General features: G+C 37.6%; 15 protein-coding genes. 7 read left to right on the top strand and 8 right to left on the bottom strand.

Annotated features, from left to right (window positions below; translation table 11 throughout):
• The first annotated feature begins 209 nt into the window (after positions 1-209).
• Positions 210-542 (top strand): single-stranded DNA-binding protein, encoded by a 333-nt coding sequence (locus BUL40_RS00070; protein ID WP_010519010.1) that lies wholly within the window; start codon positions 210-212, stop codon positions 540-542.
• A gap of 183 nt (positions 543-725) precedes the next feature.
• A complete protein-coding gene (locus tag BUL40_RS00065; protein WP_010519011.1) occupies positions 726-1,094 on the top strand; it encodes a hypothetical protein in 369 nt (122 codons plus the stop codon).
• Between the two features lie 220 nt (positions 1,095-1,314).
• On the opposite strand, the gene BUL40_RS00060 is transcribed toward BUL40_RS00065, so the two are convergent.
• The 6 genes from BUL40_RS00060 to metG form a co-directional block, all read right to left on the bottom strand.
• The gene (locus tag BUL40_RS00060) at positions 1,315-1,836 is read right to left on the bottom strand and encodes a ferritin (RefSeq protein WP_010519012.1); all 522 of its coding nucleotides are present in this window, start codon (positions 1,834-1,836) and stop codon (positions 1,315-1,317) included.
• A gap of 28 nt (positions 1,837-1,864) precedes the next feature.
• Positions 1,865-2,704 carry a phosphatase PAP2 family protein gene (locus tag BUL40_RS00055; protein ID WP_080317578.1) on the bottom strand — a complete coding sequence of 280 codons (840 nt, stop codon included), beginning with the start codon at positions 2,702-2,704 and terminating at the stop codon, positions 1,865-1,867.
• 18 nt (positions 2,705-2,722) lie between these two features.
• A complete protein-coding gene (locus BUL40_RS00050) occupies positions 2,723-3,625 on the bottom strand; it encodes a histone deacetylase family protein (RefSeq protein WP_080317577.1) in 903 nt (300 codons plus the stop codon).
• Between the two features lie 24 nt (positions 3,626-3,649).
• On the bottom strand, positions 3,650-4,039 hold the full coding sequence (locus BUL40_RS00045) for a response regulator (RefSeq protein ID WP_010519015.1): 390 nt from the start codon (positions 4,037-4,039) through the stop codon (positions 3,650-3,652).
• A 59-nt stretch (positions 4,040-4,098) separates the two neighbouring features.
• On the bottom strand, positions 4,099-6,225 hold the full coding sequence (locus BUL40_RS00040; RefSeq protein ID WP_080317576.1) for a Tex family protein: 2,127 nt from the start codon (positions 6,223-6,225) through the stop codon (positions 4,099-4,101).
• A gap of 118 nt (positions 6,226-6,343) precedes the next feature.
• Positions 6,344-8,416 carry a methionine--tRNA ligase gene (gene metG / locus BUL40_RS00035; protein ID WP_080318005.1) on the bottom strand — a complete coding sequence of 691 codons (2,073 nt, stop codon included), beginning with the start codon at positions 8,414-8,416 and terminating at the stop codon, positions 6,344-6,346.
• A 164-nt stretch (positions 8,417-8,580) separates the two neighbouring features.
• Here metG and BUL40_RS15680 point away from each other — a divergent pair, with 164 nt between their 5' ends.
• On the top strand, positions 8,581-8,751 hold the full coding sequence (locus BUL40_RS15680; RefSeq protein WP_176465419.1) for a hypothetical protein: 171 nt from the start codon (positions 8,581-8,583) through the stop codon (positions 8,749-8,751).
• 82 nt (positions 8,752-8,833) lie between these two features.
• Here the strand turns inward: BUL40_RS15680 and BUL40_RS00030 are convergent, their stop codons facing one another.
• Together BUL40_RS00030 and BUL40_RS00025 are read right to left on the bottom strand one after the other, a co-directional pair.
• Positions 8,834-10,543, bottom strand: coding sequence for a DUF1501 domain-containing protein (locus BUL40_RS00030; RefSeq protein WP_080317575.1), 1,710 nt, complete (start codon positions 10,541-10,543; stop codon positions 8,834-8,836).
• Between the two features lie 9 nt (positions 10,544-10,552).
• A complete protein-coding gene (locus BUL40_RS00025) occupies positions 10,553-12,061 on the bottom strand; it encodes a DUF1800 domain-containing protein (protein WP_080317574.1) in 1,509 nt (502 codons plus the stop codon).
• Positions 12,062-12,225: 164 nt separating this feature from the next.
• Here BUL40_RS00025 and BUL40_RS00020 point away from each other — a divergent pair, with 164 nt between their 5' ends.
• The 4 genes from BUL40_RS00020 (at position 12,226) to BUL40_RS00005 (ending at position 16,291) form a co-directional block, all read left to right on the top strand.
• A complete protein-coding gene (locus tag BUL40_RS00020) occupies positions 12,226-12,585 on the top strand; it encodes a YraN family protein (RefSeq protein ID WP_080317573.1) in 360 nt (119 codons plus the stop codon).
• A 53-nt stretch (positions 12,586-12,638) separates the two neighbouring features.
• Positions 12,639-13,298: a hypothetical protein gene (locus BUL40_RS00015; RefSeq protein ID WP_010519021.1), complete on the top strand. Its 660-nt coding sequence runs from the start codon at positions 12,639-12,641 to the stop codon at positions 13,296-13,298.
• Between the two features lie 47 nt (positions 13,299-13,345).
• Complete coding sequence (locus BUL40_RS00010) at positions 13,346-15,325, top strand: DUF3352 domain-containing protein (RefSeq protein WP_080317572.1); 1,980 nt, start codon at positions 13,346-13,348, stop codon at positions 15,323-15,325.
• A 348-nt stretch (positions 15,326-15,673) separates the two neighbouring features.
• Positions 15,674-16,291, top strand: coding sequence for a flavin reductase family protein (locus BUL40_RS00005; RefSeq protein WP_244901794.1), 618 nt, complete (start codon positions 15,674-15,676; stop codon positions 16,289-16,291).
• Positions 16,292-16,667 lie beyond the last annotated feature (376 nt).

The raw sequence follows: 16,667 nt of genomic DNA, 5'->3' as shown, positions 1-16,667 counted from the left end.
TTAGCCCTAAGATAACAGAACATATTTTACCCTTATCTGTACTATTTTGACATTTGATTTGATTTTTTATTCACATACAAACATTTGTAAACGACTACAAACGAAAATAAATAATTCATAACCGAGTATGGATTAACGGGAAGACTATGTTTGTACCGTTGCTGTTAGTAAGCAATAGTATTAACTGTTTAATCTTAAAATAAAATAACATGAACGCCTTAAAAAACAAAGTACAGTTGATTGGAAATTTAGGAATGGATCCAGAAGTATTGACCTTAGATAACGGGAATAAATTGGCCCGCTTTTCTATTGCTACTAGTGAAACCTACAAAAATCAAAAAGGAGAAAAGGTAGAAGAGGTGCAATGGCACAATATAGTAGCTTGGGGAAAAACTGCGGAAATAGTGGAGAATTACGTAACCAAAGGAAAACAAATTGCGGTAGAAGGGAAGCTAATCCATAGAAGCTATGAAACCAAGGATGGGGATAAAAGGTACATTACAGAAGTTAAATGTAATGAGCTTTTACTACTAGGTAAATAAAAATAATTCGAAGTCCCCGATGTTACTCGGGGGCTTTCTTTTTTCTAGAATGCGGTGCACTTTCTATAGATTTTTCGATTTTACCTACCTATTGGTAACGCATTTGCATTTAACATTAGCTTAATATGTTTTTTGATGCTTAATATGAACCTAATAGACTAACTTTAACGTAAGTAGGATAGTATGAAGGCAAGCGTTAGAACACTAGTTTTATTTATGGCAATAATGCCATTGTTGGTTTGTGCGCAACAGCCACAGAAGGTCAATGTACTATTTTATGAAAAGTTAGCGGAGCGCGATGCCTTAAACGAATTGAATCTTAATTTGGTAGATGCTGAAGACGAAGCAGATTTTTGGAAAGATCAAGAGCGTTTTGAAGCTGAATTGCAGAAAAAGGAACCCAATGCTTTTGCTATTTATTTAGCCAAGAAGAAAATAGTTTATTTAGCGCATAAAAAAACGTGTTCGGAAAAATGTAAGCATAGTGCACTTTTTGCCAAACACGCCTCTAAATATTTTCTTGACGACAAAGAAATTATTGCCGCCCAATAAGTTTAAGCTACCTTTTTTAAGAGATCAAAACACGGACAGCGTTTACAGCGTTTGTGTTCTCCTTTTTTAAACTTATCACAACATTTGGTTTTACACTTTTTTGGGTTTAATTCCTCTAAGTGAATTTTCTTAAGCTTTTTGTCTGCCACTTTTTTCTTGCCCATAATCGTTCTGGATTATGAAACAAAAATACACTATATTTAATTAATCTAAATAATATTTATTCCATTCCTGTTTCAGAGGCAGCACTTTCAACACTTAACTGTTGTATATCTCTATCAAACAGATAAAGTCCTCCTTTGTCATCGCCAATAAGATTAAGTTTATCCAAAACTGTACGGGCTAGGGCCTCTTCCTCCAATTGTTCGGCTACGTACCACTGTAGAAAATTGTGTGTAGCATAATCTTTTTCTTCTAGTGTAATATGTACTAGTTCGTTTATACTTTGCGAAACAAAAATCTCGTGTTCATATAACTGCTCAAACATTTGTTGGAAACTTTCGAACTCGGTATCTGGTTCTTTTAAGTCGGATATTTTGGCGTGTCCACCTCTTTCGTTTACATATTTAACCAGTTTTAACATATGCATTCTTTCCTCGTCAGAATGGCCATACATAAACTTGGCAACGCCTTCCAGACCTTTAACTTCGGCCCAACAGGCCATACTTAAATATACTTGGCTGGATTCTGCTTCTATGCGAATCTGTTTGTTTAAAGCTTCTTCTAATTTTTTAGATAACATAGTTTTTTGATTTTGTCTTTAACATTGATTAGAACCGGGCAACTACACCAATGCGGTTGGGTGCAAACTGTAAGCTCCAGTCAACCTTTTTTTCTTGGTCGTTGTACTTTTCAGTGTATTTTTTATCCAAATATCGGTCTATGGATTCTACAATAAATATACTCAATACCGTGCTAAACGCAACATCAGAGATCCAGTGAAAATCATCTATGACCCGGGTTAAACCAGGAATCATCCCAACCATATAAAGACCTGCTTTTATCCATGGACTTTTAAACTGTTTGCCTATGGCATAGGCATTGCTAAAGGCTAACATCGCGTGTCCAGATGGGAAAGAATCGTAATTGAATACTCGGTCTAAATGTATGGGATCAAAAGTGCCAGATGGGTCACCACTTTTGGGTCTGGCCCTTCCTACAATACGTTTGCTTACTTGTTGCAATAATCCGCCTGCAGTTGCGGAAGAAATCAAAAGTACACCAGTTCTTCTAAGTTTTTCGTTTTTGGTGAAAAGTCCGGTTAAATACACGGCCCCCGTAAACATATAGTTATTGTTTGGGTTACCGTATTTATGACCATAGTCTGTAATAATATCCGGCACGTCTTCTTTAAAGCCACTGGTCCAGTTATTTACCTCGTCATCTACAAGAAATAAAGCCAGTGTACCACCCGTTAACATACCAAAATGTCCCCACTGCTTACCTTCCCAATGTGCTGGCCGGCTGTAGGCATAACCCATGCCGCCAAAAACATTGCCCATGTCATAGGTAAAATTATTCCATAATTTATCTTTCTTTGGTCCGCTAATATCTTGGGCATTAAGCGCAAAGCAAGCCAATAATACTATTGCTAATTGAATCTTTTTCATATGGTATTTTTTACAAAGCTAAAAATATATTTCCTGAGCTAACCGGTAGGTATTGGCGTGTGCATCTACAATATGCTTTATTTCTGGTGAATACCCGCCTCCCATACTACACATGACCGGAAGGCCATTGTTTTTGCAGGCTTGCAAAACCATTGCATCTCTTTTCTTGCAACCTTCTTTGGTTAACCCTAGGGTGCCCAATTTATCTGAAGCCAAAACATCCACGCCGGCAAGGTAAAACACAAAGTCCGGTTGGGTTTGCTCTAATAGGTTAGAAAGGGTTTCATTCAATATTTTCAAATACACATCATCTGTGGTTCCTTTTTCTAGGGCAATATCTAAATCTGAAATCTCTTTTTTAAAGGGATAGTTTGCTTTTCCGTGGATAGAAAAGGTAAATACATGGGGATTGCGTTCAAAAATCTCAGCAGTACCATTTCCTTGATGCACGTCTAAATCAACAATTAGAATTTTGCTGGCTAAGTTTTGGTCCAAGAGATATTGCGCCCCAATGGATTGGTCATTTAAAAGGCAAAATGCTTCGCCCCTGTTACTATAGGCGTGGTGTGTACCGCCTGCTATGTTCATGGCAATCCCATATTTTAGTGCAAATTGAATTGCTTTTAGGGTGCCATCCGTTATAATATGCTCCCGGTCTACCAATTGTTTGGATAGCGGAAAACCTATCTTGCGTATTTCCTTTTTATCTAAGTTGAGTTTGGTTAATCTACTGTAATAATCTGTTGTATGTACGGCAAGTATGGGCTGGATTTCTGCATAAATAGGCTCAAAAAAATTAGAAACTTCACATGTACCCTCATGTAAAAGTTGCTGAGGTAAAAGTTCATATTTTTCCATTGGAAAACGATGGCCTTCTGGTAGGGGGTGCCTATAAATGGGGTGATAAGCAATTTTAAGCATATTGCAAATTTCGCTTACTCCCTTTTAATTCAAATTTAAATTGGGTAGAAACTTATTTAATAAAGCGTTAAATTCTTCTTTTCTTATGGGTTTGTTCAATACTGCATTACAGCCAGACTCTAGAATATCCTGATTTTCATAATCCATTACGAAAGCAGATTGGGCCAAAATAGGTATAGTATCGTTTATTTTTCTAATCGCTTTTGTAGCTTCTTTACCATCTGTATAGGGCATTTTTATGTCCATTAAAATGAGCGCTATTTCTGGATGGTTTTTAAAAATTTCAATTGCTTCATTGCCATCCGTAGCATGTAAAATATGGCACTTACCTTTTAGCCACATTTCTAATAGCAAGTAATTCACATGCTCGTCTTCAGCAATCATAATAGTGGGTAAATTAGCCGTAGAACTCATTTTTAGATACAATATTAAAATCTAACTAATTGAAATTAAAGGTACTGTAAAAATAAGGATTACCCCTTATGCAACATTAATTGTATGCGTTTTCGTTTTATATCTACCTCTAAAACTTTTACAATTACCTGTTGATGCAAGCTCACAATGCTATTGACATCACTCACGTAACTGTCCGATAAATTAGATACATGAATTAGCCCACTTTCTTTGATACCTACATCTACAAAACAACCAAAGTTGGTGATATTATTAACGATGCCGGGCAGCAATTGACCAGACCTTAAATCATCTATAGTTCTAATATTTTGGTCAAACGTAAAGGCTTTGGCCTTTTCCCTACGGTCTAGCCCTGGTTTTTCTAGTTCTTCTAAAATATCTTGTAGGGTGGGTAAACCTATAGTTTCTGTTTGGTATTTTTTTAGGTCGATGTTCTTTAGTACTGCGGTATTACGAACAATCTTGGTTAGTGGTATACCTTGGTCTTTTGCCATTTGTTTTACTATACCATAACTCTCTGGATGCACGGCCGAATCGTCTAGTGGGTTCTCCGCATCACGAATACGTAAAAATCCAGCTGCTTGCTCAAAAGCTTTACCACCCAAGCGAGGCACTTTTTTTATGGCTTCCCTAGAAGTAAAAGCTCCATTTTCCGCTCTATGGTTTACAATATTTTCCGCTAGTTTAGGTCCAATGCCAGATACATAACTTAAAAGCGATTCACTTGCCGTATTTACGTTTACACCAACGGAGTTAACACAGCTTTCTACTACGGTATCTAAAGCGGTTTTTAATTTGGTTTGGTCAACATCGTGTTGGTATTGCCCCACGCCAATACTTTTGGCATCAATCTTAACCAATTCTGCCAAGGGGTCTGCTAAACGTCTGCCTATAGAAACTGCGCCACGAACGGTAACATCATAATTTGGAAACTCGTCCCTAGCAATTTTAGAAGCAGAATATATACTGGCTCCGGCTTCGCTCACCACAAACACTTCCAAATCGCGTTTAAATGGCGTGTTTTTTACCAGATTTTCGGTCTCTCTAGATGCCGTGCCGTTACCAATGGCAATGGCTTCAATTTTATAGGCATCTACTAAAGAAGCTATCTTTTTACTGGCTTCCCTTAACTGTTTTTGTGGCGGATGCGGATAAATAGTTTCGTTATGCAACAGATTGCCATTGGCATCTAAACAAACCAATTTACAACCTGTTCGGAAGCCGGGATCAATGGCCAAAATGCGTTTTTCCCCTAAGGGTGGTGCTAACAGTAATTGCCTTAAATTTTTTGTGAATACGGCAATGGCCGCCTCGTCTGCTTTTTCTTTAGCTTGCTTTAAAATTTCGTTAGATAAAGAGGGTAGCAGCAATCTTTTATACGCATCTTCTACAGCCATAGCAATTTGGTCTGCACAAGCATTATTGCTTTTGATAACTTTTCGGTCTATGCTATCCAAAGCGCGATCGTCATCAATACTAATTTTTACGCGAATAAATCCTTCGCTCTCTGCACGTAATATAGCTAACAATCGATGCGATGGACAGCGAGAAAGGGACTCGTTCCAATCATAATAATCTTGATATTTCTGTGCCTTTTCATCGTCTTTTTTGGTGCCAATTACTTTGGTTTCTAATTGGGCATATTTTTCTAATTGCGTTCTAATCTGGTTGCGAATATCTGTACGCTCATTAATCCATTCCGCAATAATATGTCTGGCGCCTTCCAGTGCAGCAGCTTCATCAGGGACATTGGCGTTGGCGTATTTACCCGCGGTAAATTCCAAATCTGTAGTACGCTGTGCCATGATAATTTTTGCCAAAGGCTCCAATCCATTTTTGCGTGCTTTTTCGGCTTTGGTCTTTCTACTTTTCTTAAAAGGCAGGTAAATATCTTCTAACACGGTAGTATCTACCGTTTGTTCTATTTTGCTTTTAAGTTCTGGCGTTAAAGCATCTTGCTCTTCAATAGCTTTTAAAATGGTAGCCTTGCGTTTCTCTAGGGCCACAAAAGCTTCTTTGAACTTTACAATTGCACCAATTTGCAACTCGTCTAAATTACCCGTGCGTTCTTTGCGGTAACGTGCAATAAAGGGTACGGTGCAATCTTCTTCTAAAAGACTAACCGTGTTGGCCACACTTTTGCTGTCTAGTTGTGTGTTTTGGGTGATGAATTGTATAGCGTTCATAGCTCTTAGGAATTTTTTAATGTCAGGTCGAGCGTTGTTAAGACCTAATTAACGTTAGGTTCTTTAAATTCTCGACTGCTATCAATTTGTAATTAGTAAATTAAAGCGCAGCTATGTGCTAACTAATTCCCTCTCCATTGGCAACCCCATCTTCATCAGGGTTTACGAAAACCAATTTGTTATCGGTGTTTTCCGTCATCAAAATCATGCCTTGGCTTTCTATACCTCTTAGTTTTCTAGGCGCTAAGTTCACCAAGACGGTTACTTTTTTGCCAACGATATCTTCTGGTTTAAAACTTTGCGCAATACCAGAAACAATGGTACGCACGTCTATACCTGTATCTACTTTAAGCACCAACAATTTATCTGCCTTCGGCATTTTTTCTGCTTCTAAAATGGTACCTACACGAATGTCTAACTTGGCAAAATCTTCGTACGTAATGGTCTCTTTTTGAGGCGCAGCATCTGCATTGGTACTGGCATTACTTAGCTTGGTGGCTTCTAATTTTTCCAATTGTGCTTCTATTTCTTTGTCTTCTATTTTGCGGAAAAGCAATTCACTTTTATTGATAGTGTGGCCAGCAGCCAGTAAAACTTCTTTAGCGCTAATATCTTTCCAATCTAATGCGCTATCGCTTGAACTAATATCAAGTATACCTTTTAATTTAGCGGAAGTAAAAGGAAGGAAAGGCTCACTTAACACCGCAAGGGCAGAAGCTATCTGTAGGGCTACATACATTACAGTTTGGGTACGGGCTTCATCGGTCTTAATTAATTTCCAAGGTTCCTCATCTGCCAAATATTTGTTCCCTAAGCGGGCTAAATTCATCAATTCTTGACTCGCTTCCCTAAAACGGTAACGCTCCAAAGAATCAGTTAAGATTTGCGGATAGGTACGCATGGTTTTTAAGGTTTGCGAATCTAATTCAGTAAATTCTGAAGGAGTAGGCACCACACCGTTGTAATATTTGTGTGTTAATACGGCTACACGGTTAATAAAGTTGCCAAAAATGGCTACCAACTCGTTGTTATTGCGAGCTTGAAAATCTTTCCACGTAAAATCGTTATCCTTGGTCTCTGGTGCGTTTGCCGTTAATGTATAGCGCAATACATCTTGCATATCTGGAAATTCTTGCAAATACTCGTGCAACCAAACTGCCCAGTTTTTAGAAGTGGATAATTTGTTGCCTTCCAAATTCAAAAATTCGTTTGCAGGTACATTTTCTGGTAATATAAAATCGCCATGCGCTTTAAGCATACTTGGGAAAATAATACAGTGAAAAACAATATTGTCTTTACCAATAAAATGCAACATTTTGGTGTCTTGGTCTTTCCAGTAAGCCTCCCAATCTTTGTTTTCTCTAGCGGCCCATTCTTTGGTAGAAGATATGTAGCCAATAGGTGCATCAAACCAAACGTATAGTACTTTACCGTCGGCACCAGCTACAGGAACGGGAATACCCCAGTCTAAATCTCTGGTAACGGCACGGGGTTTTAAACCATCGTCTATCCAAGATTTACATTGCCCGTACACATTAGGTTTCCAATCGCTCTTATGTTCTTTTAAAATCCATTCTTTTAAAAAATCTTCATAACGGTCTAAAGGTAAAAACCAGTGTTTGGTTTCTTTAAGAGTGGGTACGGCACCGGTAATTGTAGATTTTGGATTGATTAAATCCGTAGCGTTTAAAGACGACCCACAATTTTCGCACTGATCGCCGTACGCTTCTGGATTACCACATTTTGGGCAAGTACCAGTAACAAAACGATCTGCTAAAAATTGGTTGGCCTCCGCATCGAACAACTGCTCTGTAGTTTCTTCAATAAAATCGCCCTGTTCGTATAATTTTTTGAAGAAATCAGATGCGGTTTGGTGGTGAATTGGCGCTGAAGTTCTAGAATAATTGTCAAAGCTAATCCCAAATTCTGTAAAAGAATCTTTGATTATGGTGTGGTACTTATCTATAATTTCTTGCGGCGAAACCCCTTCTTTCTTTGCTTTCATGGGTATAGCTACACCATGCTCATCACTACCGCAAATAAAAGCAACATCTTTGCCTTGCAAGCGCTGATAACGTGCGTAAATATCTGCGGGTACATATACGCCTGCTAAATGCCCAATGTGGATAGGGCCGTTGGTATAAGGCAAAGCAGCTGTTATGGTATATCTAGAAGGATTGTTCTGCGACATGGATTCAAATTTAGGCGTCAAAAATAAAGAATTTAACCACATGCATCTGCACAAAGTAGCATAAACAATGCCGCCTACCGTACTATTGGTAAACAATAAAACCTTGTTGAATCTGTTTTACTAAATAGAACTAATAATGAAAGTTTAATCTTACAAATTTTATTATGAGCACCGGTAAACCCAAAAAGTTTGAAAATTTACAAAAGTTATCCAAAGCGTTGGAAAATGTACAAAGCCAAGATGAAAATCTTACAAAGGTTTACAAGGATAAAAATGCAGCAGTAAAAAAGGCATTACATTTTAAGACCAAAAAGGACCAATCTAAATTGGTTTAAAAAGAAGATTCCCCAAGCGGTTCGTAACTAGCAAATGGGGTGAGAAACGCACCAATGGGGAATCTAAATAAATTCAGGGGTTTTACATAATCATTACAGACTTGCTCATTGCTTGGTCTGCCACCTGTATTCTATATATATATTTTCCGGTAGAGAGGCCGCCTCTAACGCGTTCTCTAATATTAATTTCTGCAGAACCTTCCATTACCATTTCATTAAAAACAGTTCCTACTTTTTGTCCAAGGATGTTGTAAAGTGCAATATCTACATGGGCGCTAAAGGGCATTTCTAAATGAATGTGCGGGTTGTTCTCTGTTGGATAGTATGGTTTGTGTACTATTTCTGAGCGAATTTCTTCCTCTGGAACTTCACCGTCTGGGTCTGTTGGTGTTGGAGGTGTAGGTGGTTGATCGCTATAGGCAATATCATCAAAATCTACACCGCTACAGTTAAAACCAAGGTTTACCGGTTTATATGGATGGTCTAGCAAATGTGCCTCAACCTTATCTATGGGTACACACATCCATTCTGCTAGTACCGTAGCATATAAATCCCTAAAATCCATGGTATATTCCAAGTTGCCTCTGTTATTGGGTTCGTCTAGACTTGGATGGTCTCCTACAAATGCGCTACCACTTAAACCAGAGCCAAAAAATAAAGTTGGGGCCGCTTTACCGTGGTCGGTTCCATTGGAACCGTTCTCATAAATACGGCGACCAAACTCAGAGAATGTCATACTCAACACCTTATCATCTTGTTGGGTAAAGGCAATGTCTTCATAAAAGTTGTTTATAGCAATAGATAAGGTAGACATTAAACGCTCATGGGCCAAGGGTTGGTTGCCATGGGTATCAAAACCACCCATAGAAATCATATAAACTTTAGTGCCTAGATTACCTTTTATTAAACGCGCTAGAAGAGCCAATTGTCTAGCAAAACCATTGTCTTGGTATTCTACTTGGTTTTGACCACGCATGTAAGCTTCGTGTATTTTTCCAGAATATTCATAGGTAGTATTGGCTACACCACGTAGAAACCGTAGTTGGTCTCCATACATACAAGAATCAAATATGTCATTGGATAAATCATAGAACTCACCGGACTGTGCAATTTCTTCCAACTGGTCTACATTGTTGGTAACAAATGCGTAATTGGTTTCATTTCCTTGAAAAACCAAATTTGATATACTCCCAATTTGTATCGCGGCAGGTGCTGCCGGTGGATTGATTAAGTAATCTGGATACAAGTCTTCAAAATGACGGCCCATCCAACCTGTGTTTAAACCAGAAAATCCAGTAGTGTTCAAATCGGTATTGGCATAAATATCTGAACCCGTAAAGTGGGATAAACTTTGATTTTGATACCCAACACCGTGAACGGCCTTAAATTGTCCATTGCCCCAAAGTGGTTCAAGCGCACTCATATAAGAAGGTATGCCAAAATCGTCTGTAAGTTTTAGTACTTTACTTTCTGGTATGTAGATGTTGGGCCTAGCATTTGCATAGGTATCATATTGTTGTATAGGAATAACGGTACTTAACCCGTCATTACCACCGTTAAGTCTTATAAGAATTAGAATATTGTCGGTTTCAGCTGCGGCTATTGCGGCTGTTAACGGAGAAGGTGCAGATGCTGATAACAAATTGCTACCTAGCATCATGGTACCAGAACCCGCAATACCTAAAGCCTGTAAAAAGGACCTACGGCTCCATTTTTTATGTTCTTGATCATGGCCTTCGTGTTCTAGACCTTTAAAGGGAGATGTATCGTGATGGTGGTGATTATCGCACATGGGAGTAGATTATTTAAGTTGAAATTCTGGTTGTCTAGACAGGTAACGTATAAGCTGATATACTTGGTTAGGGGCTTCCATACTTACGGCTAGCATCCAATAGCTAAGTCCGCCGTCTACATAATCTGGAGAATAGTAATTTTCTGGAACATCGTCTGTTTTAAAGGCGTCCATAGCGTTTTCAAAATCCTGTTCGGTTAATAGACCTTTAGGGGTAAACTTGTCTACTATGGCCCTTACCACAATTTCTGGGTTACTGGTGTTGCTATTGGCCGGGCCAACCAAATCCATGGCCAAGGCTCTAAAGAATTCTTCGTTGCCGCCATACAGCAAATCTATAAACACCTCCATGGTTAACCATCTGCCAATCATGTAGTTGGTGTTTATCCATTGCCGGTCTCTTTGCCATCCGGCAACGTCTACGGGCTCAAACGCTTCTTGTCCAATCATTTCGCAAGCATCAAAAATGTTTACGATTAAATCATCCGTATATGCAAAGTCCATCTCCTTAATAAAATTAAAGTATAAATCAAACGGAGACTTTATAATTACCCCTATAGCAGTGTCATCAAAAAAATGTTGACTGGCAAATAGTTGCCTTAGTACAGGAGCAATTTCAAAATTATTACTTACAAAAGTTGCAGCTAGTCCATCTATAATAGTTTGTGCATTTCCGGTTGCATCATCAGAATCTGGATGCACAAAAAACTCGTATAATTTCTTGCAAATAAATTGGCCTATTTCATTGGCTCTATTGTCAAACAAAATGTCATGAACATCATTATAATCCCAATTACCGGTTTGTCCAAAAATGGTCTTAGGCCCAGCATCAAAACGATCGGCTCTAAAGGTAACATCGGTACAACCTACTTCGCCGCGTTCAACATAGCCGGTTAATGCCTTAGCTGTTTCTACAATGTCTTCTTCGGTATAACCATTCCCGTCGCCAAGGGTAAATAGCTCATAAAGCTCCCTAGCATAGTTTTCATTAGGGTTGTTACCATTGTTAAAGGCACCATCTAGATAAAAAAGCATGGCGCTGGTTAGCCCAACTTCGCTTATCAACGTTTTAAAATTGCCTAAGGCATTACGTTGCAAGCACGCTAAATATTTAAATAAAAACGGATTGCAATTGTACACACTAAGTTGGGTTACCACATGGTTGCTCCAAAAGAAACTCATGCGATCTCTCAGGTTGTTGCCCAACATTTGGTTGCCGTAGGCAATTTTAATTTCTCTAAGTTGTTCCCTTCTAATTTGTCTTGCCGCATCATCATCTTCTGGATAATTGGCATTGGTCCAATCTGCCCAAGTAGGTGTTGCAAGGGTTGGTGCAGCAAGTGCTTGGTCTACCAATTGATTTACCAAGGTAGTGGCATTGCTGTTTTCTACACTTTCTATTGTTGCATTAGATGCACTAAATCCTAATCTTCTATATAGGTGGGCCGCCTTTTGTTTGTCTAAAGGTGTAGTGTACGGCGCCAGCGTAGAAGAATTACAATTAACAAAGAATTCCATAGCTGTTTTTGGCGTTATTATGTCTCATAGTTTATTATTTAAACTATGTATTTAGGTAGGCGTGGTTCTTTTGAGCCTGTAAATTACAATATGAACGTATTTATGAGGATGAACTACAATATTTTTCGACGAAATGCACAACTTTTTTCAATAAATTAGATTTCATGGGGCAACATAACGAGTTTGGAAGGCAAGGAGAACAGCTTGCAGTAGATTTTTTAAATAAAAAAGGGTACCGTATTCTGGAACGAAATTACAGATACTTAAAGGCTGAAATTGATATTTTGGCCCTTAAAGAAGATACGCTGGCCGTGGTTGAGGTTAAGACAAGGAGTTCTAATTATCTGCAAGATATTCTAGAAACGGTGAGCAGTAAAAAAATGAAACTCTTGGTGGCTGCTGCTGATAATTACATTACAAATATTGACTTAGACCTAGATGTACGCTTTGATGTGATTACAATTTTAAAAGAAAAACAAGGATTTAAGATAAATCATGTAGAAAATGCATTTTATCATTTTTAACTATTTGTTTTATTTGTAACAATGTGTTAATTTTGTCCCAAACAACCTTAGTTATGAAAACCATCTCGTCTGTAGTAGAGCAGTACATTAAAAAGAAACCTTTTTTACAGAGTGCATTGGCACAAGGCATAATAAACCTAACTTCTTTGTCCAGGATCGTAAAACCAGAAATAGAAGAAGAATTGGGTAAAGATGTGCGTAACGGAGCAATTGTTATGGCCCTTAAACGCCTTTCTGATGATTTAGAATTTAGGGCTACCCACAAAATTGTAAAAGTTCTAAAAAATATTGGTGAGATTACGGTACGATCAAACCTAACGGATTACACCTTTCTAAATTCTGAAACCATTTTGGCAAAGCAAGCCAATCTTCTAGAAAAGGTACATGAGAACCAAGATATTTTTTACACGTCTTCAAGAGGTGTAAATGAGATTAATATTGTGGTTAGTAATATTTTGGATAAAACGGTAGAAGAGTTGTTCCAAAACGAACGCTGTACCCAAAAAGCACAACAGCTTTCATCGGTTACGGTAAAACTACCTGCAGAAAACGTATCCGTGCCTGGTATTTATTACTTTATATTTCAGCGCTTGGCCTGGGAAGGTATTGTCTTGTACGAGGTTATTTCTACCACTAACGAATTTACCATCTTAGTTAACGATGATCAGGTAGATGTAGCTTTTAAAACCATAAAAGATTTAAAAACACTGTAGTAGACTAAGGCGTAGTTTTATTCGTTTGGTTATTATATTTTATTATAATGACCCGTAGACGAATACTTTGGACAGTTTTGTCCCTTTTTGGGATTTATTTAGGCTATCTTCTGTTTGTATTCTTTTTACAGCCCAGCAATAACTTACAGCCTATCTACTTAATACCAAAAGATGCGGTATTTATCATAGAATCTGAAAAGCCTGTAGAAAGTTGGCAAAAGGTAAGTGATAGCGATGCTTGGGCACACTTAACCAGCAATAGCTATTTTTCTGAACTAACAGAAAACATTCAAAAATTAGATACGGTATTCAAAGACCAACACAGACTATTTAAACAGTTTGATGGTAGGTCTTTGTTTATTTCCATACACATGATTTCAAAAAGGGATTATGGTATTTTTTATGTGCTGGATTTAAAGAAAATAGCAAAACTAAAACTGGTTAAATCTTACTTTAATACGCTACTCAATGATGATTATGTGTTGCGTAAAAGGCTATACCACGGCCAAGAAATTTTAGAACTGTTAGATAAGAACACTAATAAGACCTTGTACATAAGCTTTATAAAAAATCAATTGATAGCCTCGTACACCCATACTTTGGTAGAGGCTAGTATAAATCAGCATCAAGAACCTGTATTGGGGAGAGATTTAGATTTTATACGTATAAATGAAGCGGTAGGCTATGTAGATGATTTTAGATGGTACATTCAATACAAATATCTGGATGATTATCTAGGGCAGTATTTTAATCCCTTACCGCAAGGTTTGGGGCAATTAAGTAAAAATTTAAAGTTTACAGGATTTAGTTTAGATTTAGAAGACGAAATACTTACCGCAAAAGGGTATACCAATAGTACCGAAGCAAATGAATCTTACTTAGAAGCATTACGGGAATCTGGAACGGCAGAACGGGGCGTACCTAAAATTGCTCCTAATTCTACCTCTATGTATGTGGGGTATGGGTTTAAAGATTTTGAAACTTTTTATAACAATTTTGAAAACTTATTAAAGAAAGATAGTACTCAATACCGTAATTATAAAGAAGGATTAGAGCGTGTGGAGCGCTTTTTGAAAATAAGCATAGACGACCAGTTTATAAGTTGGATGGGCAATGAAATTGCCGTACTTCAAATGGCTTCGGCACTTAACAATTCTAAAGATGATAAAGCACTCGTAATTAAAGTAAAGGATAAAAATTTAGCTAGGGAACAGTTGAACTTTGTGTTGGAGCAAATTCGCAAGAAAACACCTGTTAAGTTTAAGTCTGTAGAATACCTTAATCATAAAATCCATTTTTTATCTATTAAAGGGTTCTTTAAAATGCTCTTGGGCAATCGATTCAATGCTTTTGATAAACCTTATTTTACGCAAGTAGAGGATTATGTGGTTTTTAGTGATAATCCAAATACCTTAAAAACTATAATTGCGGCCACTAAAAATGGCAAAACCTTAGAAAATAGCCCAGATTATACAGGTTTTGAAAATAGATTTAAGAATGAGTCTAGTGTTTTTGTTTTCGCCAATTTGCCATTATTGTATAGCGGTTTGTACGATCAAGCCGATTTTGAAACTAGAAAGCAACTAAAAAAGAACAAAGATTATATAATTTGTTTTCCGCTTTTTGGCGCACAGTTAACACCAGAAGACGATTTGTTCAAAAGCACTTTAATTACTGGCTATGTACCCGTAGAGCAGATTGTAAAGAATAGTTTCTATGGTAAAATGCCCAGTAAGAAAAGGCCACAGCCCATATCTAAATTGGCAGTTGAAATTACGGAAAAGGTATTTGACGTGAAACCAATTTATCCAAAGGATTTAAATGCTAGAAATTATCAAGAGTATTATAAAACAGGGCAGATTAGATTGCAAGTACCCCTTACGGATGGTAAACAAGATGGACGGTATAAATTGTTTTACCCAAACGGAAATAGAAAAATAATAGGTCGTTATAAGAAAGGAGAGCAAACCGGAACCTGGCGTTATTACAGCCTAGAGGGCGATTTGTTGCTTAAAAAGCGCTTTTAATTAGCTTTCTAACCTAAAATGAATCATTAAGTTATACTCTACAAGAAAATATAACATAGCTTTCAACAAGAAAACCAAAAAGCCCAATAAGAAAAAAAACTTAACCGATTTTTTTCTTCTGCTATACTTTACGTGTTCTACTGTATGGGTTAAATACATAGCTAAAAGATTTGGATTGTAAAAGTAAGAAAAGTACCACAAAGTATAGATAGAATACCGATTCTTTTCGATGAATGGTAATTATATTTCGATTTTCAATTTATATTTAGGCAGTAGAAGCCAAATATATTTTCCCCTCTGCCTTAAACAAAACAATAGAGATTCTGTTCTTTCGTTTTATTTGTTACTATGGAGAAAACTTTCACTTTTGAAACGATAATGGCATTGCCCAGCAGGCATCGTGGTAGATTAATGAATAAGGTATCTGGCTTAAAACCGGCAAACTTAATAGGTACACAGTCTAAAGCTGGAGAGACAAATTTGGCCATCTTCAATAGTGTGGTACACATAGGGGCCAATCCGCCATACATAGGGTTTATTCTTAGGCCCACAACCGTGGCTAGGCATACCTATGAAAACATAAAGGAAACGGGTGCCTTTACCATAAATCAGGTAACAGAGGGGATGCATAAGCAAGCCCATCAAACTTCTGCTAAGTATGATAAAGGCGTGTCTGAGTTTGATGCAGTGGGTTTAATTCCATACCATCATGAAGATTTTAAGGCGCCTTTTGTGTACGAAAGCCCTATAAAAATTGGTCTTTCTTTTGTGGAGGAACAACTAATAAAGGTTAATGATACCCGGTTGATTATTGGTAAAGTAGAGCATTTGATTTTGCCAGAAGACGTACTTTTGGAAGGAGGGCATATAGCCTTAGAACGCTTGGGCAGTGTAGCCATTGGCGGCTTAGACAGTTACTATTCTGTAGATAAACTAGGGCGCTATGGTTATGCCGAACCGGAATAGGGTAAATGCCGAAGAAAATTATAATACGGTAGACCTTAGACCCTTAAGTCCTGTCTAAAGTTTCCTTAATTAATGGGAATAGCTGTAGTTTATTGGAGATTTTATGAAAAGTGGAGAAGATGCTGAAACAAGTTCAGCATGACGGTTTGGTTGGAGCTTTGCACTTTTTACTTTCGAAAGATTTCTCAGCAGTAGCTTCGCTACAACTATCGAAATGATGTGAACCAAAACTAATTTCACTTTTTATCTGATAACTTTGAGTATGTTGTATTTTTTTCAATTTACAAAAAGGACACCTTACCATCAACCATCAACCATCAACCATCAACCATCAACCATCAACCATCAACCATCAACCATCAACCATCAACCATCA

It is taken from the genome of Croceivirga radicis (assembly GCF_002072105.2).
Classification (GTDB): Bacteria; Bacteroidota; Bacteroidia; order Flavobacteriales; family Flavobacteriaceae; genus Croceivirga; species Croceivirga radicis.
This window is presented reverse-complemented; position numbering and strand designations above follow the sequence as displayed.